Annotated in this window: 24 protein-coding genes; 16 read left to right on the forward strand and 8 right to left on the reverse strand. The window is 64.3% G+C overall.

The annotated features are described in order from the left end of the window. Positions 1–232 precede the first annotated feature (232 nt). The 6 genes from rpsB (at position 233) to MTX34_RS14395 (ending at position 5,297) form a co-directional block, all read left to right on the forward strand. Positions 233–1,105 carry a 30S ribosomal protein S2 gene (gene rpsB / locus MTX34_RS14370; RefSeq protein WP_243609813.1) on the forward strand — a complete coding sequence of 291 codons (873 nt, stop codon included), beginning with the start codon at positions 233–235 and terminating at the stop codon, positions 1,103–1,105. A 160-nt stretch (positions 1,106–1,265) separates the two neighbouring features. Further along, positions 1,266–2,090 (forward strand): translation elongation factor Ts, encoded by an 825-nt coding sequence (tsf, locus tag MTX34_RS14375; protein WP_243593364.1) that lies wholly within the window; start codon positions 1,266–1,268, stop codon positions 2,088–2,090. Positions 2,091–2,267: 177 nt separating this feature from the next. Beyond that, positions 2,268–2,996 (forward strand): UMP kinase, encoded by a 729-nt coding sequence (gene pyrH, locus MTX34_RS14380; protein WP_243593363.1) that lies wholly within the window; start codon positions 2,268–2,270, stop codon positions 2,994–2,996. A 55-nt stretch (positions 2,997–3,051) separates the two neighbouring features. Then, positions 3,052–3,609, forward strand: a complete 558-nt coding sequence (gene frr, locus MTX34_RS14385; protein WP_243593362.1) for a ribosome recycling factor — start codon at positions 3,052–3,054, stop codon at positions 3,607–3,609. Positions 3,610–3,660: 51 nt separating this feature from the next. Further along, on the forward strand, positions 3,661–4,560 hold the full coding sequence (locus MTX34_RS14390) for a phosphatidate cytidylyltransferase (RefSeq protein WP_243593361.1): 900 nt from the start codon (positions 3,661–3,663) through the stop codon (positions 4,558–4,560). A gap of 38 nt (positions 4,561–4,598) precedes the next feature. Continuing rightward, positions 4,599–5,297: a class I SAM-dependent methyltransferase gene (locus tag MTX34_RS14395; RefSeq protein WP_243609901.1), complete on the forward strand. Its 699-nt coding sequence runs from the start codon at positions 4,599–4,601 to the stop codon at positions 5,295–5,297. Positions 5,298–5,340: 43 nt separating this feature from the next. Here the strand turns inward: MTX34_RS14395 and MTX34_RS14400 are convergent, their stop codons facing one another. Continuing rightward, positions 5,341–6,183: a CoA ester lyase gene (locus MTX34_RS14400; RefSeq protein ID WP_279393306.1), complete on the reverse strand. Its 843-nt coding sequence runs from the start codon at positions 6,181–6,183 to the stop codon at positions 5,341–5,343. Between the two features lie 108 nt (positions 6,184–6,291). Further along, complete coding sequence (locus MTX34_RS14405; RefSeq protein WP_243609814.1) at positions 6,292–6,711, reverse strand: lipopolysaccharide assembly LapA domain-containing protein; 420 nt, start codon at positions 6,709–6,711, stop codon at positions 6,292–6,294. 159 nt (positions 6,712–6,870) lie between these two features. On the opposite strand from MTX34_RS14405, the gene rlmN reads away from it, so the two are divergent. Continuing rightward, positions 6,871–8,022 (forward strand): 23S rRNA (adenine(2503)-C(2))-methyltransferase RlmN, encoded by a 1,152-nt coding sequence (rlmN, locus tag MTX34_RS14410; RefSeq protein WP_243609815.1) that lies wholly within the window; start codon positions 6,871–6,873, stop codon positions 8,020–8,022. Positions 8,023–8,030: 8 nt separating this feature from the next. On the opposite strand, the gene MTX34_RS14415 is transcribed toward rlmN, so the two are convergent. Next, positions 8,031–8,300, reverse strand: a complete 270-nt coding sequence (locus MTX34_RS14415; protein ID WP_243593357.1) for a DUF2631 domain-containing protein — start codon at positions 8,298–8,300, stop codon at positions 8,031–8,033. 198 nt (positions 8,301–8,498) lie between these two features. Between MTX34_RS14415 and puuE the strand changes: the two genes are divergently transcribed. Then, complete coding sequence (gene puuE / locus MTX34_RS14420; RefSeq protein WP_374639709.1) at positions 8,499–9,416, forward strand: allantoinase PuuE; 918 nt, start codon at positions 8,499–8,501, stop codon at positions 9,414–9,416. Here the strand turns inward: puuE and MTX34_RS14425 are convergent. After that, positions 9,413–9,937 carry a DUF1990 family protein gene (locus tag MTX34_RS14425; protein ID WP_243609816.1) on the reverse strand — a complete coding sequence of 175 codons (525 nt, stop codon included), beginning with the start codon at positions 9,935–9,937 and terminating at the stop codon, positions 9,413–9,415. The two genes, puuE and MTX34_RS14425, sit on opposite strands and share 4 nt — an antisense overlap. Here MTX34_RS14425 and dxr point away from each other — a divergent pair. The 5 genes from dxr (at position 9,936) to MTX34_RS14450 (ending at position 16,469) form a co-directional block, all read left to right on the forward strand. Further along, a complete protein-coding gene (gene dxr / locus MTX34_RS14430; RefSeq protein WP_279393287.1) occupies positions 9,936–11,198 on the forward strand; it encodes a 1-deoxy-D-xylulose-5-phosphate reductoisomerase in 1,263 nt (420 codons plus the stop codon). The genes MTX34_RS14425 and dxr overlap by 2 nt on opposite strands. A 5-nt stretch (positions 11,199–11,203) precedes the next feature. Next, positions 11,204–12,418, forward strand: a complete 1,215-nt coding sequence (locus MTX34_RS14435) for an RIP metalloprotease (RefSeq protein ID WP_243609817.1) — start codon at positions 11,204–11,206, stop codon at positions 12,416–12,418. Between the two features lie 34 nt (positions 12,419–12,452). Next, positions 12,453–13,616 (forward strand): flavodoxin-dependent (E)-4-hydroxy-3-methylbut-2-enyl-diphosphate synthase, encoded by a 1,164-nt coding sequence (ispG, locus tag MTX34_RS14440; protein ID WP_243609818.1) that lies wholly within the window; start codon positions 12,453–12,455, stop codon positions 13,614–13,616. A 120-nt stretch (positions 13,617–13,736) separates the two neighbouring features. Further along, the gene (locus MTX34_RS14445) at positions 13,737–14,573 is read left to right on the forward strand and encodes a GNAT family N-acetyltransferase (protein WP_243609819.1); all 837 of its coding nucleotides are present in this window, start codon (positions 13,737–13,739) and stop codon (positions 14,571–14,573) included. A gap of 81 nt (positions 14,574–14,654) precedes the next feature. Continuing rightward, complete coding sequence (locus MTX34_RS14450) at positions 14,655–16,469, forward strand: penicillin-binding transpeptidase domain-containing protein (protein WP_243609820.1); 1,815 nt, start codon at positions 14,655–14,657, stop codon at positions 16,467–16,469. Between the two features lie 19 nt (positions 16,470–16,488). Here the strand turns inward: MTX34_RS14450 and MTX34_RS14455 are convergent, their stop codons facing one another. Continuing rightward, a complete protein-coding gene (locus tag MTX34_RS14455) occupies positions 16,489–17,361 on the reverse strand; it encodes a helix-turn-helix transcriptional regulator (protein ID WP_243593351.1) in 873 nt (290 codons plus the stop codon). Between the two features lie 138 nt (positions 17,362–17,499). On the opposite strand from MTX34_RS14455, the gene map reads away from it, so the two are divergent. After that, positions 17,500–18,375 (forward strand): type I methionyl aminopeptidase, encoded by an 876-nt coding sequence (gene map / locus MTX34_RS14460; RefSeq protein ID WP_243593350.1) that lies wholly within the window; start codon positions 17,500–17,502, stop codon positions 18,373–18,375. Next, positions 18,372–19,901: a cobyric acid synthase gene (locus MTX34_RS14465; RefSeq protein ID WP_243609821.1), complete on the forward strand. Its 1,530-nt coding sequence runs from the start codon at positions 18,372–18,374 to the stop codon at positions 19,899–19,901. Before map ends, MTX34_RS14465 begins: the two co-directional genes overlap by 4 nt. Here MTX34_RS14465 and MTX34_RS14470 read toward each other — a convergent pair. Genes MTX34_RS14470 through MTX34_RS14480 form a run of 3 tightly spaced genes read right to left on the reverse strand, consistent with a single transcriptional unit; the run spans position 19,885 to position 21,859 of the window. Next, the gene (locus tag MTX34_RS14470) at positions 19,885–20,580 is read right to left on the reverse strand and encodes an ABC transporter permease (RefSeq protein WP_243609822.1); all 696 of its coding nucleotides are present in this window, start codon (positions 20,578–20,580) and stop codon (positions 19,885–19,887) included. The two genes, MTX34_RS14465 and MTX34_RS14470, sit on opposite strands and share 17 nt — an antisense overlap. Beyond that, positions 20,577–21,500 (reverse strand): ABC transporter ATP-binding protein, encoded by a 924-nt coding sequence (locus MTX34_RS14475; RefSeq protein WP_243609823.1) that lies wholly within the window; start codon positions 21,498–21,500, stop codon positions 20,577–20,579. Before MTX34_RS14475 ends, MTX34_RS14470 begins: the two co-directional genes overlap by 4 nt. Continuing rightward, positions 21,497–21,859 carry a GntR family transcriptional regulator gene (locus tag MTX34_RS14480; protein WP_243609903.1) on the reverse strand — a complete coding sequence of 121 codons (363 nt, stop codon included), beginning with the start codon at positions 21,857–21,859 and terminating at the stop codon, positions 21,497–21,499. Before MTX34_RS14480 ends, MTX34_RS14475 begins: the two co-directional genes overlap by 4 nt. Positions 21,860–21,965: 106 nt before the next feature. Between MTX34_RS14480 and MTX34_RS14485 the strand changes: the two genes are divergently transcribed. Then, positions 21,966–22,532: an alpha/beta fold hydrolase gene (locus MTX34_RS14485; protein ID WP_243593346.1), complete on the forward strand. Its 567-nt coding sequence runs from the start codon at positions 21,966–21,968 to the stop codon at positions 22,530–22,532. Positions 22,533–22,536 lie beyond the last annotated feature (4 nt).

Raw genomic sequence — 22,536 nt, forward strand, 5'->3', positions numbered from 1 at the left:
CGGGGGCCGCGGCAGGTCTACACTCGTCACTTGCGGCCTGTGCGTGCACGGGTCGACTTCGCGCGTCCGCCTCATCGTATCGTCTGCTTCACGCAGAATCACCGATACGAGAACCGGTTGTCGGCGGTCCTGAGATCTCCTCGATGTCAGGTCCGGCAACTTCAGCGGACGCCAGGGCAGAGGTCACCGACACTCTGCGTCAACCGCACCATCGAAAGAGAGTTCTTCAGCCATGGCTGTAGTAACAATGAAGCAGCTGCTCGACAGCGGCACACACTTCGGACACCAGACCCGTCGCTGGAACCCGAAGATGAAGCGATTCATCTTCACCGACCGCAACGGCATCTACATCATCGACTTGCAGCAGACCCTGACCTTCATCGACAGGGCCTACGAGTTCGTCAAGGAGACCGTTGCCCACAATGGCACGGTTCTGTTCGTCGGCACCAAGAAGCAGGCGCAGGAGTCCATCGCCGCTGAGGCAACCCGCGTGGGCATGCCCTACGTGAACCAGCGCTGGCTCGGTGGCATGCTCACCAACTTCCAGACGGTGCACAAGCGCCTCCTCCGCCTCAAGGAGCTCGAGGCCATGGAGCAGACCGGTGGCTTCGAGGGACGCACCAAGAAGGAAATCCTCATGCTCACGCGTGAGATGACCAAGCTCGACCGCACCCTCGGTGGCATCCGGGACATGTCCAAGGTTCCGTCGGCCATCTGGATCGTCGACACCAACAAGGAGCATCTCGCGGTTGCCGAGGCTCGTAAGTTGAACATCCCGGTCATCGCGATCCTCGACACCAACTGCGATCCCGACGTGGTCGACTACCCGATCCCGGGCAACGACGACGCGATCCGTTCCGCTGCGCTGCTGACCAAGGTCGTCGCATCCGCAGTCGCCGAGGGCGTGCAGGCTCGCGCGGGTCAGAACACTGCATCCGACGCCAAGCCCGAGGTCGGCGCAGGCGAGCCCCTCGCCGAGTGGGAGCTCGAGCAGCTCGCTCAGGCGTCACCGGCAGCAGAGGCTCCCGCAGCGGACGCTCCGGCAGCAGAGGCTCCCGCAGCCGATGCACCGGCAGCAGAAGAAGCACCGGCCGCTCAGTCTTGATCGAATTCGGTCCCGGTTCACCCTCAGGGGTGGGCCGGGGCCGCTTCGGTATGTCAGGGTTGTGGTCGGTACGGCTCCGCAGTGAGCCTGTCGATCACGGCCTGAGATCAGCATTTTTCGTCAACGCCCGTACCCAGACTTTTGAGGAGGCTCGCCCACGATGGCGAACTACACTGCCGCCGACGTCAAGCGGCTCCGTGAGCTCACCGGCTCCGGAATGATGGACTGCAAGAACGCGCTCGCCGAGACCGATGGCGACTTCGACAAGGCCGTCGAGCACCTGCGCATCAAGGGTGCCAAGGATGTCGGCAAGCGCGCCGAGCGCAACACCGCCGAGGGCCTCGTGGTCGCCGAGGGTGGAGTGCTCGTCGAGATCAACTCCGAGACCGACTTCGTCGCCAAGAACGAGGAATTCCAGACCTTCGCTGCGTCCGTCGCAGCGACGGCAGCGGCAGGCAAGCCTGCCGACGTCGAGGCGCTGAAGGCTCTCGACCTGAACGGCAAGACGGTCGAGACGGCCCTGACCGAGCTGTCGGCCAAGATCGGTGAGAAGCTCGAGCTGCGTCGCGTCGTGTCCTACGACGGCAACACCGCTACCTATCTGCACAAGCGCAGCGCGGACCTGCCGCCTGCTGTCGGCGTACTCGTCGAGTACTCCGGTGACGGTGACGCCGCAGGCGAGGCCGCACGCGCAGCTGCGATGCAGATCGCAGCGCTCAAGGCGAAGTACGTCACGCGCGACGAGGTCCCCGAGGACCTCGTGGCTGCCGAGCGTCGCATCGCAGAGGAGACCGCTCGCGAAGAAGGCAAGCCGGAGCAGGCGCTGCCGAAGATCGTCGAGGGTCGCGTCAACGGTTTCTTCAAGGATGTCGTTCTCACCGAGCAGAAGTCGGTGCAGGACGGGAACAAGACCGTCAAGGCCATCCTGGACGAGGCAGGCGTGACCATCACGCGCTTCTCCCGGTTCGAGGTCGGTGCAGGCTAGTCTGCACACCGTTTCGGTCGAGGCGATGCCGTTCATTCGATTCCATCGAGTGGGCGGCATCGCTCGTGCGCGGGGCAGGTCCATGCACTGGCCGGAGCCCTGTCCACCGCCCGGGCCTCGATAGGGCAGGATGATCGAAGAGGAAACCGTAGTGTTCGACGAGTACCGAGGAGAGCTATGACCGATCCGGCCCCTGACCGTCCCGGGTTCCGACGCGTGATGCTCAAACTGGGTGGGGAGATGTTCGGAGGCGGCCAGGTCGGTCTGGATCCGGATGTCGTGAACAACGTTGCCGAGCAGATTGCCGAGGTGGTGGCCACCGGGGTTCAGGTCGCCGTGGTGATCGGTGGCGGCAACTTCTTCCGTGGTGCGGAGCTGCAGCAGCGTGGGATGGACAGATCTCGTTCGGACTACATGGGCATGCTCGGCACTGTGATGAATTGTCTTGCACTGCAAGATTTTCTGGAAAAGCAGGGCGTGGCCACTCGGGTGCAGACCGCGATCACGATGGGGCAGGTCGCAGAGCCCTACCTTCCGCTCCGCGCGCGGCGGCACCTGGAAAAAGGTCGTGTCGTCATATTCGGAGCCGGTATGGGAATGCCGTATTTCTCCACCGACACGACTGCCGCACAGCGCGCACTCGAGATCGGAGCCGAGGTGCTGTTGATGGCCAAGGCAGTCGACGGTGTCTACTCGGCCGATCCGCGCCTCGATCCCGATGCGACGATGTTCGATACGATCACCCACCGCGAAGCCATCGAGCAGGGACTGAAAGTCGCCGACGCGACCGCGTTCAGCCTCTGCATGGACAATCAGATGCCGATGCTGGTGTTCAATTTGCTGATCCAGGGAAATATCGCTCGCGCTGTGTCCGGCATGAAGATCGGCACGCTGGTCACGTCGTGATCGAGGCCGACAGGGACGCAAGCGAATCGAAGACGAAGACGATGGAGGACAGATCGTGATTGACGAAGCTCTCTTCGATGCCGAAGAGAAGATGGAAAAGGCCGTATCGGTTGCACGTGACGATCTGTCCTCCATTCGTACCGGACGTGCCAACCCCGGAATGTTCTCCCGCATCGTCATCGAGTACTACGGTGCTCTGACACCGATCACTCAGCTGGCCAGCATCAGCGTTCCCGAAGCCCGTCTGGTGGTCATCAAGCCGTACGAGTCGAGTCAGCTCGGACCGATCGAAACCGCCATCCGCAACTCCGACCTCGGGGTCAACCCCACCAACGATGGCAACCTCATTCGCATCGGGGTTCCGCAGCTCACCGAAGAACGTCGACGGGAGTTCGTCAAGCAGGCGAAGGGCAAGGGCGAGGACGCGAAGGTGTCGATTCGCAACGTCCGCCGAAAGACCATGGAAGAGCTCAAGCGGATCCAGAAAGACGGCGAAGCAGGCGAGGACGAGGTCGTCCGCGCCGAGAACGATCTCGACAAGACCACCGCCAAGTACACCGCTTCCGTGGACGAACTCGTCAAGCGCAAAGAGGGCGAGCTGATGGAGGTCTGATCGGACCTCTCTGGCTGCTTTTCACAACGGACGACGATGATTTTCGAGGAGATGACAACAGTGGTGGGACCGGAGCGGCAGGAGGGCAGCGGTACGCCCGCCGCGCCGTCCGGGGTCGCCGCCGCGAAGTCGGCAGGCAAGGCCGGCCGGAATCTACCCGCTGCGATCGGCGTCGGCGGGACCCTGGGGATCGGGCTGATTCTCGTGCTGGTCTTCGTGCCTCTGGTCTGGATCGGAGTCGTGGCCGTCGCGTTGGCCGTCGCCACCTACGAGGTGTCGAAGCGACTGCGCGAGGGCGGCGTACTCGTACCGCGCATTCCCCTGATTCTCGGTGGTCAGGCGATGATCTGGCTCGGGTGGCCGTTCGGGGCGGTAGGCGTACTCAGTGCAGCGGTCGGCACGGTCGTGGTGTGCATGGTGTGGTTGCTGCTGCGGCAGGGATTCGGCACCGCTCCGAAGAACTACCTCGAAGAACTGTCCGTCACCGTTCTGGTGGCATGTTGGTTGCCTCTGTTGGCCTCGTTCACCGTCCTGATGGTGCTCCAGGACAACGGAGCAGGCCGTATCCTCGTGTTCGTCATAGGTGTCGTATGTTCGGACATCGGCGGCTACATCGCGGGGGTGTTGTTCGGAAAACACCCGATGGCCCCGGCGATCAGTCCCAAGAAGTCCTGGGAGGGACTCGTCGGCTCGCTGATCTTCTGCATCATCGGATGTCTGCTGACGGTGACGCTCATTCTCGAAGCCAACTCGCTGATCGGAATCCTGCTCGGTGTGGTGCTGGTGGTGACCGGAACCTTGGGCGACCTGATCGAGTCGCAGGTCAAGCGCGATCTTCGCATCAAGGACATGGGCACCCTGTTGCCCGGCCACGGCGGCATCATGGACAGGCTCGACTCTCTGCTGCCCTCAGCGTTCGTGGCGTGGCTCGTCTTCACCGTGCTCCTCTGAGCCGACCGACCGCAGGCGTGCGCAAAGATGTCACCGGGGTGATCCCGAGCCCGAACATCTGGAACTGGCCGCACCTGTACGAGGCAGAGAATCGCGCCCAGGACGTCCACGGTGCTCTCTTCGACGCGATCCGTTCGGTTGCGGACTGGGCATCGAAGACGGTCGTGGACGTCGGCTGTGGCAGCGGTTTTCACCTCCCGACATTCGCAGTCGACGCCGAACGGGTGCTGGGCGTCGAACCGCACGCGCCGCTCGCTGCCTCGGCTCGCGAGCGCGTCGCCGAGCTACCGAACGTCGAGGTGCGGACCGGCCGGGCGGATTCCCTCCCGGTGGGCGATGGCACCGTGGACGTCGTCCATGCACGGACGGCGTACTTCTTCGGGCCGGGCTGTGGGCCGGGAATCGTCGACGCCATGCGAGTGCTCGCGCCGGGAGGCGCGTTGGTGGTGGTGGATCTGGACGCAACGGCGTCGCCGTACGGGGATTGGATGCGGGCCGATCTACCGCACTACGACCCGTCCACCGTCGAGGCGTTCTTCGAGGCGCAGGGTTTCGCACTGACCCGCGTCGACACGAGGTGGTCGTTCCCGAATCGACGCATACTGCGCGATGTGCTGGGAATCGAATTCGGCCCACGCGTTGCGCGCGATGCCATGAAGTCGGTGGACGGTGTCTCGTTCGACGTCCGATACCGAGTCCACGTCCGATACAAGCCGACCGGAATCGAGTTGCGTTAGCGATCCGGTGGACTCGGCCGACGCACCTCGACTGCGGGCGGTGTCAGGAGGCGGCTGGGATCCCGAAGATCTCGGCCAGTTCGTTGATCTTGAGTGCTTTCGCAAGACGAGGCAGGTCGCTCCCGTCCTTGACGTGCGCTCCGTCGGCACCGAGGGCATCGATGACATCGCGAGCCCACGACACATCGGTGGGCGACGGGGCGAGCTCGCGGTTGACGATGGCAGCCTGTTCGGAGTGCATGCACAGCTTGCCCGTCATCCCCATCGAGAGGGTCAGCGCTGCGTCACGTCCGAGGATGCTGTCGTTGGCCGTCAGTGTCGGTCCGTCGATCGGTCCTGGAATGCGCGCTGCGCGGGAGGAGACGACGAGGCGCGAACGGGGGTACGCCATCGCCAGGGGGTCGTCACTCATGCCGGTGTCGCGGCGGAAGTCGCCGCTGCCGAAGGCGAGACGGAACGTCGAGTCTGCGCGAGCGATCTCTGTCGCGGCTTCGAGGCCCATCGCCGATTCCACCAGTGCCAGGATCGGTGTACCGGGTGCCAGGCGAGCAGCTGTGGCCTCGACCTGGCCGCCGCTCTCGGTCTTCGCGAGCATGACACCGACCAGTCCGGGCAGACCGGACAACGCGGCGAGGTCATCGGCCCAGTACGGGGTCGTTGCATCGTTGATGCGGACCCACGCGGAGTTTCCTTCGCCGAGCCACCGCACGACGGCCTCGCGTGCGGCCGGCTTCTTGGCCGGCGCGACTGCGTCTTCGATGTCGAGGATGACAGCGTCGACTCCCGACGCAACCGCATCGTCGAAGGTATCGGGCTTGGTGGCCGGTACCAGCAGCCAGGACCGTGCACGGTCGGGGGCAACGCCGGATGCCACTGGTGTCTCCATGAAAGTTGTCACGTCATGCTCCTCGAGTGAAGTGGGGCACCTCGATCCTGATCGATTCAGTCGCTGCGCGCCACCTTCTGTGCATAGTGTTCACGACCGGTGCTGCTGCTACTTCTTCTTCGTTGCGCGTCGGACCTGAAGGATCCGAGCTCCGCCGACCATCGCCATCACCAGTGCGCCTGCGATCGCTGCCAGCAGCATGCTGATGCCCAGTGGCAGATCGAGCTGCCAGGCGAAGATCTGTACGGTGACGGAGTCGAGATTCTGCACGATGAACACGAGCAGAACTACCAGGACCACGGCCCCGACCACCAGACCGGTCCACAGCGCAGCAGTGCGAGTGTGGGCGATGTCGGTGGGGCTACCTGTCTGCGACTCCGGAACGAACTCGGGATCCGGCGCGGAATGACCGTCCGAATCCGGAGTCGTGATGGGAGCGAGGTCACCCGAGGCGCTGTGGTCGCCGGGGTGAACCGCGCCTGATGTGTCCAGCGATGTCTCGTGACTGTCGTCAGCTCTGGTGCCCATGTCGATGATCCTTCCGCACGTGAAGGCCGAATGCACGCGCATCCGGCCACGACCTCGATACCCATCGGGTAACGGACGGAAACCGGCGCGAATAGGACTGCGAGGCAATCGGGTGGACAATGGAAATATGCAGCGTCAGCGAAAGATGTGGGGTGGAGCATGAGTGACTCCGCAGAGGCAACGAACACGTCGACCGAGCAGAAAAGGCCCAATCTGCCCCTGGTCTTCACTGCGCCGCGTCGCGGTATGCCGTCGCGTCACCTGGCTGACCTGGACAAACAGGGTCTGCAGGATGCGGTGAAGGCGCTCGGTCTGCCCGCGTTTCGCGCCGATCAGTTGGCCCGGCACTACTACGGGCGTCTGGAGGCCGACACCACGAAGATGACCGACCTCCCCGCCGAGGCGCGCGAGAAGGTGGGCGCGGACCTCTTTCCGACCCTCCTCACGGCCGTCAATCACCTCGCCTGTGACGACGGTGACACCCGAAAGACGCTGTGGAAGGCCAACGACGGAACGCTTCTCGAAAGTGTCCTGATGCGGTACCCGGATCGGGCGACACTGTGTATCTCCAGTCAGGCCGGGTGCGGAATGGCCTGTCCATTCTGTGCGACCGGTCAGGCCGGTCTGACGAGGAACCTGTCGACGGCCGAGATCGTCGACCAGGTCCGTTCGGCCGCCGCTGATCTACGTGACGGCGCGGTGCACGGCGGTGAAGGCCGACTGTCGAATGTGGTGTTCATGGGGATGGGCGAGCCGCTGGCCAACTACAAACGCGTCGTCGCCGCAGTGCGCAAGATCGTCTCACCCGCACCCGACGGACTCGGCCTCTCGCAGCGCTCGGTGACGGTGTCGACGGTCGGTCTGGCACCGGCAATTCGGAAGCTGGCGGACGAGGGACTGTCGGTGACGCTGGCGGTGTCGTTGCACACGCCCGACGACGAGCTCCGCGACACGCTGGTTCCCGTCAACAACCGCTGGTCGGTGGCCGAGGTGCTGTCGGCAGCAAGGTACTACGCAGACCAGACCGGTCGGCGTGTGTCGATCGAATACGCCATGATCCGAGACGTGAACGATCAGCCGTGGCGAGCAGACATGCTGGGCAAGAAGTTGCACAAGGCACTCGGATCTCGGGTGCACGTGAACCTGATTCCGCTCAATCCGACTCCGGGTAGCGAGTGGGATGCCAGCCCGAAGCCGGTGGAGAGAGAATTCGTTCGAAGAGTGATTGCGCAGGGTGTGTCGTGCACCGTCCGCGACACCCGCGGTCAGGAAATCGCGGCGGCGTGCGGTCAGCTGGCAGCCGAGAGCTGAAAACGCTGTCAGCGGGGCTTGCGGCGGACGATCACGTCTCGCACGACGAGGCCGACCAGCGTCAGAGCAAACCCGATCAGCCACAGATCCTCGACCTTGCCGGTGTGGTTGCCGATCATCATGAACAGCAGGAACACGGCGACGACAATGGCGGCCACGCGCATGGCGCGGTTCGATTCACCACTCCAGCCCCACTCGGCGGACGGCACGTCCGGCACCTCGTTGCGGGTATCGACGACCGGGTCGTACGAAGCGGATTCCAGTTCGGTATTTGCCACCGGTCGGTCCTCTCGGGTGATGAATCTCGTAGTCGTCCTTCACGAGGCGTCGAGACTGCCGCGTTGCGACAATATTGGCATACGACCGCCCGTCGTAGCCATCAGGGTTGCGTGCTCACTCGGCGCAGGTGTCGGCTTCGGTGAGAGACTGCGGCGGTGACGTCCGAGCGCCTTCCTCATCCGCTGAGCCGGTTTCCGATGAACTACCCCCGAGACATGGTCGGCTACGGCCGCACGCCACCGCATGCGCAGTGGCCGGGCGAGGCGAACATCGCCGTGCAGTTCGTCCTGAACTACGAGGAGGGTGCGGAGAACAACGTCCTCGACGGCGACACCAAGTCCGAAACGTTCCTATCGGAAATGATCGGGGCACAGGCGTTCCCGAACCGCCACATGAGTATGGAGTCGCTCTACGAATACGGTTCGAGGGCCGGCGTGTGGCGGGTGCTCAGGGCGTTCGAGAAACGGGACCTGCCACTGACGGTGTTCGCCGTCGCCAAGGCCATGGAACGGAACCCGGAAGTGGTTGCCGCACTGGCAGAGTTGGGCCACGAGATCGCCTGTCACGGGCTGCGCTGGCTGTCGTATCAGCAGATCGACGAGAACGTCGAACGTGAGCACATGGCCGAGGCCGTGGCGATCCTGCGGGATCTGACCGGTTCGGCCCCGCAGGGCTGGTACACCGGGCGCGACTCACCGAACACCCGGTCGCTCGTGGTCGAGCACGGCGGCTTCGTGTACGACTCGGATTCCTACGCGGACGATCTGCCCTACTGGGAGAAGGTCTCTCGTGGCACCGAGGTGGTCGATCACCTGGTCGTGCCCTACACGCTCGACACCAACGACATGCGCTTCGCCTCGCCCGGGGGTTTCTCGACCGGAGACGAGTTCTACGCACATCTACGGGACGCCTTCGACGTGCTCTATGCCGAGGGGGAGGAAGGCAGCCCCAAGATGCTCTCGGTGGGACTGCACTGCCGGCTGGTCGGCCGACCGGCTCGCATCGCTGCCCTCGAACGCTTTCTCGATCACGTCGGATCTCACGAGAAGGTGTGGGTCGCAAAGCGGATCGACATTGCCGAGCATTGGCGCGCCGTGCACCCGCCCGGTTCCTAGCTCTTGCGTGGCGACGTGCACACCTTCGCCAACGCGGTCAGATACCGGTCGGTGAACAGCGCTTGGACCCGCCGGCCCACCGGACCGCCGAGCCTGGTGTACCAGCGGCCGGGTTTCGAGAACGCCGTGATGTGCGCGGTGACGGTCCCGTCGGCGGGGGAGTAGTCGACGTGGAACAGTTCCTCGCCGGACTCGGGATGGCCGTCGAGGGTGCCGTAGGCGAAGCCCTGCCGGTTGGCTTCGTCGATGACGTACACCACTCGGCACGGGATACGGATGGGCCCGAGCGTGAGAACGACCACGGCGTCGGGGACGGCGTCGTCGCTGGAGTGGACGGTCAGGCCGGCACCGCGATGCATGTCCCAGCGCATCAGCGCATCGGCCGCGGCCACGAAGTCCTCGACTCCGGATCCGATGACCCTCGACTTCTCGACGTGGTGGTAGCCGGCCGGGAGCGTGTCCCTCGTTGCCCCTACATCGGCGTAATTGAACGATGCCGCGCGATACTTCGAGACGTCCATGGCCTCCAGCGTGCCAGCTACGGCGGCGCATAGGAGTTTCTCAGCCTCGGTAGGCAACAATGGACCGGTGCCAGACCATCGTGAGCGAACGACCTCCTCGGATCGTCCCGAGCCGATTCGCGTGTTGCTGTTGGGGAGCACCGGCTCGATCGGTACCCAAGCGCTCGACGTCATCGCCACCGACCCCGACCGTTTTGTGGTCGTCGGTCTTGCGGCGGGCGGTGGGAACATCGACCTTCTTCGCCGTCAGATCGCCGAGACCGGTGTTCGGCGGGTTGCCGTGGCCGACCCCGCCGCGGCCGCCGAGCTCGACTTCCCCGGGGTCCTGAGCGGGCCCCGTGCGGTGACCGAGCTCGTCGAGTCGACGCAGGCCGACGTGGTGCTCAATGCGCTCGTGGGCTCGCTCGGTCTCGAACCGACGTTGGCGGCCCTGAAGACCGGAGCCCGGCTGGCGTTGGCCAACAAGGAATCGCTGGTGGCAGGCGGAGATCTCGTGCTCGCTGCCGCCGCGCCAGGACAGATCGTTCCGGTGGACTCGGAGCATTCTGCGCTGGCGCAGTGCCTGCGCAGCGGCAACCGAGGCGAGGTGGATCGACTGATCCTCACCGCATCGGGTGGACCGTTCAGGGGCTGGAGCGAAGCGGAACTGAAGTCGGTGACCCCTGCCCAAGCCGCGGCTCATCCCACCTGGTCGATGGGTCCGATGAATACGTTGAACTCGGCAACCCTGGTCAACAAGGGCCTCGAGTTGATCGAGGCGCATCTGTTGTTCGGCGTGCCCTACGAGAAGATCGACGTCACCGTGCATCGGCAATCCATCGTGCATTCGATGGTCACGTTCGTCGACGGCTCCACCATCGCTCAAGCCAGCCCACCGGACATGAAGCTGCCGATCGGACTTGCGCTCGGCTGGCCCGATCGGGTGCCGGACGTCGCGCGCGCCCTCGATTTCACCGCAGCGTTCTCCTGGGACTTCGAGCCACTCGACGATCGAGTGTTCCCTGCCGTGCAGCTGGCCCGCGAGGCCGGAATCATGGGCGGGTGCATGACGGCGGTGTACAACGCGTCCAACGAGATCGCCGCCGACGCATTCCTGGGCGGCCGCATCGAATTCCCCGAGATCGTGCAGACGGTACGGGCGGTTCTGAGTGACGGCGGCGGGGACTGGTCTGCGGTGCCGACTACCGTGGACGACGTTCTGGCGGCGGATTCCTGGGCTCGCGCTCGTGCGCGTGAGCTCCTGAAACAGAAGGGTCTCTGACTCACATGGCGTTCGCTATAGGTGTCGTGCTGTTCGCCGTCGGTATCGGTGTGTCGATCGCACTGCACGAGGCGGGACACATGTGGACCGCGAAAGCGCTCGGCATGAAGGTTCGCCGGTACTACATCGGTTTCGGCCCGAAGATCTTCTCCTTCCGACGCGGCGAGACGGAGTACGGTCTCAAAGCCATTCCGGCAGGCGGGTTCTGCGACATCGCCGGAATGACGGCCATCGACGAGCTCGCCCCCGACGAGGTCGAACGAGCGATGTACCGGCAGAAGACGTGGAAGCGCATCGTCGTCATGGTCGGCGGAATTGCCATGAACTTCGTGCTCGGAATCGTGTTGGTCTACACATTGGTCCTCGGGTGGGGAACGCCGGATCGGGTGACGCCGACGACGACGGTCCAAGGCGTCGTCTGTGTCAGTACGACACAGACCGAAGACGGTGAACTTGCGCCGTGTTCGGGAGACGGTCCTGCGGCAGCAGCCGGACTGCAAACGGACGACATCATCACCGCAGTCAACGGTGAGCCGACCGAGGTCTGGTCCGAGGTGGTTCTCGCCATCCGGGACTCGACCGGGTCGGTCGAGCTGACGGTCGATCGCGACGGTGTTTCGCAGACTCTCGATGTTCCGATCCTTCAGGTTCAGCGATACGTCATCGATCCTGACACCGGAGCGAAAGAATCGACGACGGTCGGGGCGGTAGGCATTACCGGTGGTCCTCCGCCGAACATCATGTACAACCCGATCGAAGCGGTGCCCGAGACGTTCGTCTTCACCGGCGACATCTTCGTGCAGACCGGCAAGGCTCTGGTGCAACTGCCGACGAAGGTGCAGGCGCTGTGGGAGTCGATCTTCGGCGGTGAGCGTGGCCTCGACACTCCGATGAGCGTCGTCGGAGCCAGCGTCATCGGCGGCCAAGCGGTGGAGCGTGACGACTTGGTGACGTTCGTCGGACTGTTGGCGTCGCTGAATTTCTTCCTCGGTGCGTTCAACATCGTGCCGCTGCTGCCGTTGGACGGCGGCCACATCGCCGTGACGATCTACGAGCGGATTCGTAACATCTTCCGCAACCGCCGTGGCCTGCCCGACGGTGCGCCGGTGAACTACATGAAACTCATGCCGGTCACCTATGTGGTCATCATTGTTTTCATCGGGTTCTCCTTGTTGACGCTTACCGCGGACATCGTCAACCCGATCCAGATCTATCAGTAGACTCGTCAGTCGTAGCTAGGAAAGAAGGCCACTCGTGACCGTGTCAGTCGGATTGGGAATGCCGGCACCGCCGGTGCCCGTACTCGCGCCTCGCCGCAAGACGCGGCAACTGCAGGTCGGGTCGGTGGGAGTGGGCAGCGACAGCCCCATTTCGGTGCAGTCGATGTGCACCACCAAAACCCATGACATCAACGCCACGCTGCAGCAGATCGCAGAGCTGACGGCGTCGGGTTGCGACATCGTTCGTGTGGCATGCCCCACACAGGACGACGCGGATGCGCTGTCGATCATCGCCAGGAAGAGCCAGATCCCGGTGATCGCCGACATTCACTTCCAGCCCAAGTACATCTTCGCCGCGATCGACGCCGGTTGCGCCGCGGTGCGCGTCAACCCGGGCAACATCAAGGAATTCGACGGACGGGTCAAGGAGGTCGCCAAGGCCGCCGGCGACGCGAACATTCCGATCCGTATCGGCGTCAACGCCGGATCGCTCGATCCTCGGTTGATGAAGAAGTACGGCAAGGCGACGCCGGAGGCACTCGTGGAGTCCGCGCTGTGGGAGGCGGGCCTGTTCGAGGAACACGGATTCGGGGACATCAAGATCTCCGTCAAGCACAACGATCCGGTCGTCATGGTCGCTGCCTACGAGCAGCTCGCTGCACAGTGCGACTACCCGCTGCACCTCGGCGTCACCGAGGCAGGCCCCGCGTTCCAGGGCACCATCAAATCTTCGGTGGCATTCGGTGCACTGCTGTCCAGGGGAATCGGCGACACCATTCGCGTCTCCCTGTCGGCCCCGCCCGCCGAGGAGATCAAGGTGGGCAACCAGATTCTGCAGTCACTCAATCTGCGTCCCCGCAAGCTCGAAATCGTCTCCTGCCCGTCGTGTGGACGGGCGCAGGTGGACGTGTACACCCTCGCCGACGAGGTCACCGCAGGCCTGGAGGGTATGGAGATCCCGCTGCGCGTCGCCGTCATGGGATGCGTCGTCAACGGTCCGGGCGAAGCGCGCGACGCCGACCTCGGAGTGGCGTCGGGCAACGGCAAGGGCCAGATCTTCGTCAAGGGCAAGGTCATCAAGACGGTGCCGGAGGCACAGATCGTCGAGACCTTGATCGAGGAAGCGATGCGCATCGCCGAGGAATTCGAGAAGGATGAGACTGCAGACGGTGGCGCACCGGTCGTGACCGTCAGCTGATCCGGTTCGACCGGTTCGGTGTCCGGTTTGCCGCTCTGCCACCGGGGGAACATGTTCTCTGGAATGATTCGGTACACGCTCGGTCGGTGTGTGTGCGGTAGGTGGTCAGGAGGTCGGTAGGTGCTCAAGCTCCTCGGTGCGAAGCCTCTCGGTAATCGAGACGTTGCGCATGTCCTACGGGTGCTCGACGCCGACCCGGTTGCGACCTGCATGGTCGCCGCTCGGGTGCAGGAATCCGGACTGGATCCGAAGTCGTTTCACGGTGAGATGTGGAGCCGAGGCGGCCCGGACGAGTCGTTGTGTTTCTACGGTGCCAACCTCGTCCCTCTGCTCGGATCCAGTGACGATCTGCGTTCGTTCGCCGATCGTGCGTGCCGCGGCCCACGATTGTGTTCGTCCTTGGTCGGTCGGGCCGAACTGACACTGCCGCTGTGGGAGATGCTCGAGACGGACTGGGGCCCGGCGCGCGAGGTCCGCGGCGAGCAACCGCTGCTGGCCACGTCCGTTCGGTCGTCCATCACGCCGGATCCGTATGTACGCCTCGTTCGCCCCGAAGAACTGGATGTGTACCTCACTGCGGCCGTCGCGATGTTCATCGAGGAGGTCGGTGTGGATCCGCGGCTGAACGACGGCGGTCGCGGGTATCGTCGGCGCATCGCGAGTCTGATTGCCGCGCAGCGTGCCTGGGCCCGATTCGAGGACGGCCGGGTGGTGTTCAAGGCGGAGATCGGATCGCAGTCGGCGACGGTGGGGCAGATTCAGGGAGTGTGGGTCGACCCCGACCGACGCGGTCACGGTCTCGGCGCGTCCGGTACCGCCGCGGTGGTGAACTCGGTGGTCCGCCAGGGCCGCACCGCCAGCTTGTACGTCAACAGCTTCAATTACGTCGCCAGACGGGCCTACGCGAAGATCGGCCTGACCCAGGTCGCAACTTTCACCACAGTGCTTCTGGACTAGGGCACTTCCACTCGATCAGGTTGTGGCGAACCGCGATTCGTTGCCGCAGCACAAGGCGATGCCCTATTACGATGGGGCGCAATGAGATCACGTGGTGCAACCGAAGTGCGGTATCGAGTCGGAGCGGTATCGGTGGTCGGAGCCGTCATTGCTGCCGCCCTCACCGGATGCACCCCGAAGCCCGACGGCCCGGAGCCGGCGGCCCAGGCTTTTCTGGCCGCCTTCGAGTCCAATGACATCGCGACGGCAGCGGCCGACACCGACAAGCCCGATGCGGCGGCCGCTGCACTGACCGAGGCGTGGACCAACCTGCAGGCCGAGGCTCTGGATGCCGAGACGACGTCGGTACAGGTCGACGGTGACACCGCCACGGTCGGCTACACCTACCGGTGGCAGTTGCCGAAGGATCGGGTGTGGACGTACGACGGTCAGCTGAACATGGGCCGGAGCGAGGGCGAGTGGGTGGTGCGCTGGACGGCATCGGACATCCATCCCAAGCTCGGTGACACCCAGACCATGTCCCTGCGGTCGACGGCCGCTCCGCGCGCGCGAGTCAACGAGCGTTCCGGGACCGATGTGCTGGTGCCCGGGGTGGTACACCGAATCACGTTCGACGCGGCGGAAGCGAACAACGTAGTGGCCTCCGCGACGGCGCTGTCGACATTGCTGACGCGGTTCGACGCGTCCATCACCGCGCAGTCCATCGTCGAATCCGCCACCTCCATCGACGGCGACTACCCGGTGGTGTTGCTTCGAGACAGTGACTACCAGCCGATCTCGGCCGCACTGACCGAGATCCCGGGAGTCACCGCGTCCGACGAGTCGGATCTGGTGTCCACCGACCCCACGTTCGCGCCGGACCTGGTGGGCCAGGTCAAGAAGGCCGTCATCGACGAGGTCGACGGCAAGGCGGGGTGGAGCGTGGTCACCACGAACCGCAACGGCGTCGACATCGATGTCCTCACCGACACCCCGCCGGAGCCCTCTCCGTCGTTCTCGATCAGTCTCGATCGCAACATTCAGGTCGCGGCGCAGCGAGCGGTGAATGCGCGCACCGAGCAGGCGATGACCGTGGTCATCCAGCCGTCGACCGGTGCCATCCTGGCGGTGGCACAGAACCCGGCTGCCGATCGGGACGGGCCGGTCGCATCGGCAGGCCTGTACCCACCCGGCTCGACGTTCAAGATCGTCACCGCCGGTGCCGCCATCTCCGGTGGACTCGCGACTCCGGGCAGCACCGTCCCGTGTCCGGGTCGCATCGTGATCGGCGAGCGCAGTGTGCCCAACTACAACGAGTTCGCCCTGGGTGACGTGACGATGAGTACTGCGTTCACTCGTTCGTGCAACACCTCGTTCGCCAAGCTGGCCAGCGAGATGGCCCCCGACGCATTGACCGTCGCGGCCTCTCAGTTCGGCGTCGGCCCGGACTACGACGTCGTCGGATTGCCGACCGACTCGGGTTCGGTGCCACCGGCCGAAGAGCTCGTCCAGCGGACCGAGGACGGCTTCGGTCAGGGCAGAGTGGTCGTGTCGACGTTCGGTATGGCCCTGGCCGCCGCGACGGTGGCCCATGGCTCGACGCCGGTGCCGAACCTCTTGATCGGACGAGACACCGTGATCGACGGAGATCATCCTCCGATCGAACCGGCGATGGTCGACGGACTGCGCGGGATGATGCGTTCGGTGGTCACCAGCGGTACGGCCGAACGCATCGCAGACCAGGGCGAGGTCTACGGCAAGACCGGCGAAGCGGAGGTCGACGGCGGTTCGCACTCGTGGTTCGTCGGTTACCGCGGTGACATCGCCTTCGCCACCCTCGTGGTGCGCGGCGGCAGCTCGGACAACGCGGTCGCGGTGACCCGCGAGATGTTCGAGCAACTGCCGCCCGGGTACTGACCGCGCTGCGGCGCTTGGTTCAGGACGGCAGCACGCCGAGCCGACGGCACGCCACCACGGCCTCGTACCGGGTGTGCGACTCGGTTTTGCGCATGACGCTGCGCAGGTACGACTTGACCGTCTCGGCACCGATCGACAGGCGCGCGGCGACCTCGATATTGGTGCAGCCAAGAGCAACCTGCGAGATGACGTCGATCTCGCGTGGCGTCAACGACTGCGACACCTCCAGGGTCCGTGGGTCGTGGGGCATCTCCTGACCGAGTGACGCGGCCACCCGCGCTGCGACCGCGTCGAGTCTGCGCCGGATCGCTGCGTCACCGATCGACCGGGCGAGATCGGACAGCTCCTCGTGGACGCTGCGCAGCTCGGCCGTACGCGAAACATCCGAGTCGAGCATCGAACGGGTGGTCGCCAACAGACGGACTCTGCGATCGACCTCGTCGCGCACGGCGATCTCCTGGCCGAGGCGTCGCGCGGCCGCTGTCATGATGTCGCCGACCCGATCGCCCAGCGGGCCGCGCTCGCGTACCGCTGCGTACATCACTATCCGAGCGACTCCCGCCACCACCACGGGCATCGCGAGGATCGATTTGAGGCCTTCGCCGAGCACCGGTCGATCGAAGTGATGGGTGATCGACATCGACGATCCGTAATCACTCACGGCCGCCGGTCTGCGCTGTTCCATGACGCGTCCGCCGAGACCCGACCGGGGTGGAATGGCGAGTCCGTCCAGACCGCGGGTTCTGGTCCCGTGGAATTCGCTCAGGTACAGGGTCTCCGAGGAGACCTCGCCGCCGAACACGACGGGGACGTCGGACGTCGCTGCCACCTGGCGCAGTTCTGCGCGCAGAGCATCGCCGTCACGGGGCCGCAACAGATTCGAATGGACCACGGTGCTTCCTTCCTCGTGTCGGGTGCACGAGCGACGAACGTGATCCAGATCATATCCGCACCGGTGGACGCTGTTTCGACTGGCACGGGCACCGCGCTGTGGTCCGGTGCCGAGGACCGGCCGACTACTCTGGGCCTCATGTCTGTGACCGCCGAGAGCAAGCCCCGTCAGCCACTCGTACCCGGCGTCGTATCGCCCGTGCTCGCAGTGCCGACGTCGATCGAGCGCCCCGAGTACGCATGGAAGTCGACCGTCGCCGAAGGCAGCGAACCGTGGGTGCAGACCCCCGAGGTCATCGAGAAGATGCGGGTGGCGTCGAAGATTGCGGCCGGAGCATTGCAGGAAGCGGGCCGGGCAGTGGCACCGGGAGTGACCACCGACGAGCTCGACCGCATCGCCCACGAGTACATGATCGATCACGGCGCGTACCCGTCCACGTTGGGCTACAGAGGGTTTCCGAAGTCCTGCTGCACCTCCCTGAACGAGGTCATCTGCCACGGAATCCCGGATTCCACGGTGATTCAGGACGGCGACATCGTCAACATCGACGTCACCGCGTATATCGACGGTGTCCACGGTGACACCAACGCAACCTTCTTGGCCGGCAACGTCTCCGAGGAAGCCCGCCTGCTGGTCGAACGCACGCACGAGGCCACCATGCGTGCCATCAAGGCGGTCAAGCCGGGGCGCGCGCTCAACGTGATCGGCCGCGTCATCGAGTCGTATGCGCACCGGTTCGGCTACGGCGTGGTGGAGGATTTCACCGGCCACGGCATCGGTACGACCTTTCACAACGGTCTGGTCGTTCTGCACTACGACCAGCCGTCGGTGGACACCGTCATCGAGCCGGGAATGACGTTCACGATCGAACCGATGATCAACCTGGGCACGATCAACGCCGAGATGTGGGACGACGGCTGGACGGTGGTCACGCACGATCGAAAGTGGACTGCGCAGTTCGAGCACACCCTCGTGGTGACCGAGACAGGTAGCGAGATCCTGACACTGCCGTGAAAGGCGCTCTGCTGGTCGCCGGGACCACCTCGGACGCAGGAAAGAGTGTGTTGGTTGCCGGTTTGTGCCGGATGTTGGTGCGGCGGGGCGTGCGGGTGGCTCCGTTCAAGGCGCAGAACATGTCCAACAATTCTGTGGTCACGCTCGACGGCGGCGAGATCGGTCGAGCCCAGGCGATGCAGGCGGCGGCCTGTGGCCTCGAGCCGAGTGTGCGGTTCAACCCGGTGTTGTTGAAGCCGGGAAGTGATCGGACCTCGCAGTTGGTGGTGCGCGGGCGGGCTGTGGCGCAGGTGAGTGCGAGCAACTACATCGAGCATCGACAGTCGTTGCGCGCCGTGGTGGCAGACGAATTGGCCTCTCTACGTGCGGAATACGACGTGGTGATCTGCGAGGGGGCGGGCTCGCCCGCCGAGATCAATCTTCGCGCGACCGACCTGGCCAACATGGGGTTGGCGACGGCGGCAGCGCTTCCGGTGATCGTGGTGGGGGACATCGATCGCGGGGGAGTGCTGGCTCATCTGTTCGGCACCGTGGCCGTGCTGTCTCCGGAGGATCAGGCGCTCGTTGCCGGGTTCGTGATCAACAAGTTCCGCGGTGATCCTGCATTGCTGGCACCCGGTCTCGATCAGTTGCGCGCGTTGACGGGACGTCCGACATACGGTGTCGTTCCGTTCGCCGACGGATTGTGGATGGACGCCGAGGATTCACTCGGAACAGTTGCCGATGCTCCGGTGGGAAGGCCGCGTCCTCCCGTCGGATCCCAGTGGTTACGGGTGGCGGCGGTGCGGTTGCCGAGAATCTCCAATACCACCGATGTAGAGGCGCTGGCGTGTGAGCCCGGGGTGTCGGTGCACTGGGTCACCGAGCCGTCCCGGCTCGAGGACGTGGATTTGGTGGTGGTTCCGGGCAGCAAGTCCACGGTGTCGGATCTGGACTGGTTGCGGCGCACCGGTCTTGCTCGTGCCATTTCCGAGCGCGCGGCGGCGGGTCGGCCGGTTCTGAGTATCTGCGGCGGCTACCAGATGCTCGGCCGAACCATCTCGGACGCGGTGGAGTCGGGTGTCGGTGTGGTCGAGGGACTCGGTCTGTTCGATCTCGATATCGAGTTCGCAGCCGACAAGGTACTCGCGCAGGTGTCGGGTCGGGCAGAGCTGTTCGATGCATATTCGGTGTCCGGGTACGAGATTCATCATGGTCGGGTTGTTCGTAGCGGGGACGATGCATTGCTGACTGCGTCTTCGGGCGTTCGCGAGGGCAGTGTGCGCGGCAGTGTCGTGGGAACGCACTGGCACGGCCTGCTCGAATCCGACGACTTCCGGCGTTCGTTTCTCACCTGGGTGGCGGAGAAATCGGGTCGCGCAGGGTTCGAGGTGGCACCCGATACGTCGGTCGCGGCGTTGCGGGAGCAGCAGTTGAATCTGCTGGCGGATCTGGTGGAGCGCAACGTCGACGTCGACGCCGTGCTCGATCTCATCGAGCACGGCGTCGATTCTGTGACAAAAAAGATTGTCACGCAGATGCTTTGAGTAGGCCGACCCAGCTGGCGGCCGCCAACACGCCGGTGATGACCAAGGGGATGACCACGAGCAGAAGTATGCGCGGAGTGTCGGTGAAGAAGCTGCCGATATCGGGCCACCACCGTTGCCAGGTCACGAGAATCGATCCGCCGCCGAAGAATACGAGCGTACCGAGTCCGAGGGTGAACAATCCATTGACGCGGTACCGCCGATAGACGACGCCGATGAATGCGCCGATGCCGCCGATCACCAGCAGTCCCGTCACGAGTGCCGCCCACTGGAGCACAGGGTTGTCCGTGGCAGAGCGGGCAATGCCGAACATTCGGATCTTCTTACCGAAACCACCCGTGACGGACTCGATGAGCGACAGCACGTAGACGATCGTGCCGATCGCGACGGATTGTGCGATACCCACCAACGCGGTCGCCGTGAGGAATTCGCGCCGGGTGATGCTCAAGCCGAGCGCGTACGGAAAGACCTGGGTGATGGCAGAGAGGTAGAAAGCGAGGGCGAAGCCATACACCGCGAAGACTCCGCCGGTGAAATTGGATTCCGATTCGGTGTCCGGGACCACGGAGAACAGGCCGTACGTGACGACGAAAACTATGGCGAGAATGCCGAGTGGCCACGCGAATGTGGTTGCCCAGGAGGTGTTGTGGATTCGAGCGACGTCCAGTATTCGTTTCATGACACTGCCTCCTCGGTTTCGGCGGTGGTGCGTTCGATGATCAACTGCTGCAGCGGAACCGGTTCGATGCTGAGCCCTGCTGCGGCACCGTCCGATTTCTGACTTTCGATGAGTCGGCCGTCGATCGTCGCCCGCGCGCTCGCGCCGAGTGCGGTTCGGCGCAGGGTTCGGTGTCCCGAGGCGAACGAGTCGACCGCTCGGGCCGGTCCGGTGATCTCGAATACGCTCTCGCGCAGCGTATCCGAGTCGGCGTCGAGCACGATCTTGCCCTTGTCGATGAGGATCACGTGTTCGATCAGATCGCTGACCTCGTCGATGAGGTGAGTGGACAGAACTACGGTCCTCGGGTGCTCGGCGTAGTCGGCCAGCAATCTGTCGTAGAACATGTGTCGAGAGACCGCGTCCAGTCCCAAGTAGGGCTCATCGAAAAAGGTCAGTGGTGCGCGCGATGCGAGTCCGATGACGATTCCGAGAGCCGACGTCATTCCCCGCGAAAGCTTCTTGATCTTGCGGCCGAGGGGCAGGTCGAAGTCGCGCAGCAATTCGGCGGCGAAGTCGTTTTCCCAGTGCGGAAGGATGTGGGAAGCCTGCGAGATGGCGTTCTTGACCTTCAGGTCGTCGGGGTACTTCTGGCTCTCCTTGACGAAGCACATGTGACTCAGTGCGAGCGGGTTCTCCCACGGACGTTGCCCGAATATCGAAACCTCACCCGCGCTCTGTCGCATCTGTGCGGTCATCATCTGCATGACGGTGGTCTTGCCCGCGCCGTTGCGGCCGAGAAAGCCGTAGATCTTGTTCTGTTCGATCTGGAAACTGACATCGTCGACAGCCGTGAACGAGCCGAACTTCTTGGTCAGGTGAGTGGCCGACGCGGCTATGGTGCCGGATTCGCCGATAGAGCCGAGAGTGTGGACGCTCATCGTGCTTCCTCCCAGTTGTCGAGCAAGGTCTTGAGTTCGTCGACGGTCATGCCGAGCTTGCGAGCCTCGGTGACGAGTGGATCGATGTACTGGCGAGCGAAGAGGTCGCGGCGACGGAAGCGAAGAGCGTCCCGAGCGCCTGTGGTGACGAACATTCCGATTCCTCGTTTCTTGTAGACGACGCCGTCGGCGACGAGCTTGGCGAGTCCCTTGCCCGCAGTGGCCGGATTGATTCGATGAAATGCGGCCAGTTCGTTGGTCGAGGGAACCTGTTCTTCTTCTGCGAGAGAGCCGTCGATGATGGAGTTCTCGACCATCTCGGCGATCTGCAGGAAGATCGGCCTGCCCTCGTCCATCAGAACCACCGCCGGTGCGTCGAGGCTGGTTGCCTCACTGGTTCATTACTCATGTAACTAACCATAGAACCGATGTGGGGTCGGCGCAAGAGGCAGTACCGTCGTCCCCATGGAGTTCACGCATGTGAGTGCTGCGGGTGGGCAATGTTCGGTACGGGTCGCAGGCCCGGACAGCAGGCACGCCGTTCTCTTGCTGCCCGATGCAGGCGATCCGGTGGATGTGTACGACGCCGTCAGTGAACGGCTGCACAATTCGGATCTGAAAACCGTTGCGCTGGAGAGCATCGACGGTGTCAGCGACGACGCGATCCTGACGGTTCTCGACGAGCTGAAGCTGTCGTGGGTGCATCTCGTCGGCAGCGGCGCGGGTGCCGAGTCGGCCTGGACGCTGGCTGCCAAGACTTTCGGTCGCTTCGCGAGTCTGATCGTGGTGAACCGTTGCCACCCCGCGATCGCCGACGAGCAGGGCACCGTGCGCGCCGCGGACTGCCCGCCGGTCGAGTTGCCGACGACACTGGTCGTGGGGTCCTCGTTGCGGCGCGCATCCGCCGACGCGAGCGGTCGGTTCGTCTACTCGGACTTCCGGGTGGTCCAACTCGACGGCAGCGCGAATGTCGTCGCCGCCGAGCCGGCCGCGCTGGCTACCGAGATCGTGCTCCGCACCAGCCCCTGGTAATCGG

Origin of the sequence: Rhodococcus sp. ARC_M5 (genome assembly GCF_022810405.1) — a bacterium.
Taxonomy (GTDB): domain Bacteria; phylum Actinomycetota; class Actinomycetes; order Mycobacteriales; family Mycobacteriaceae; genus Rhodococcoides; species Rhodococcoides navarretei.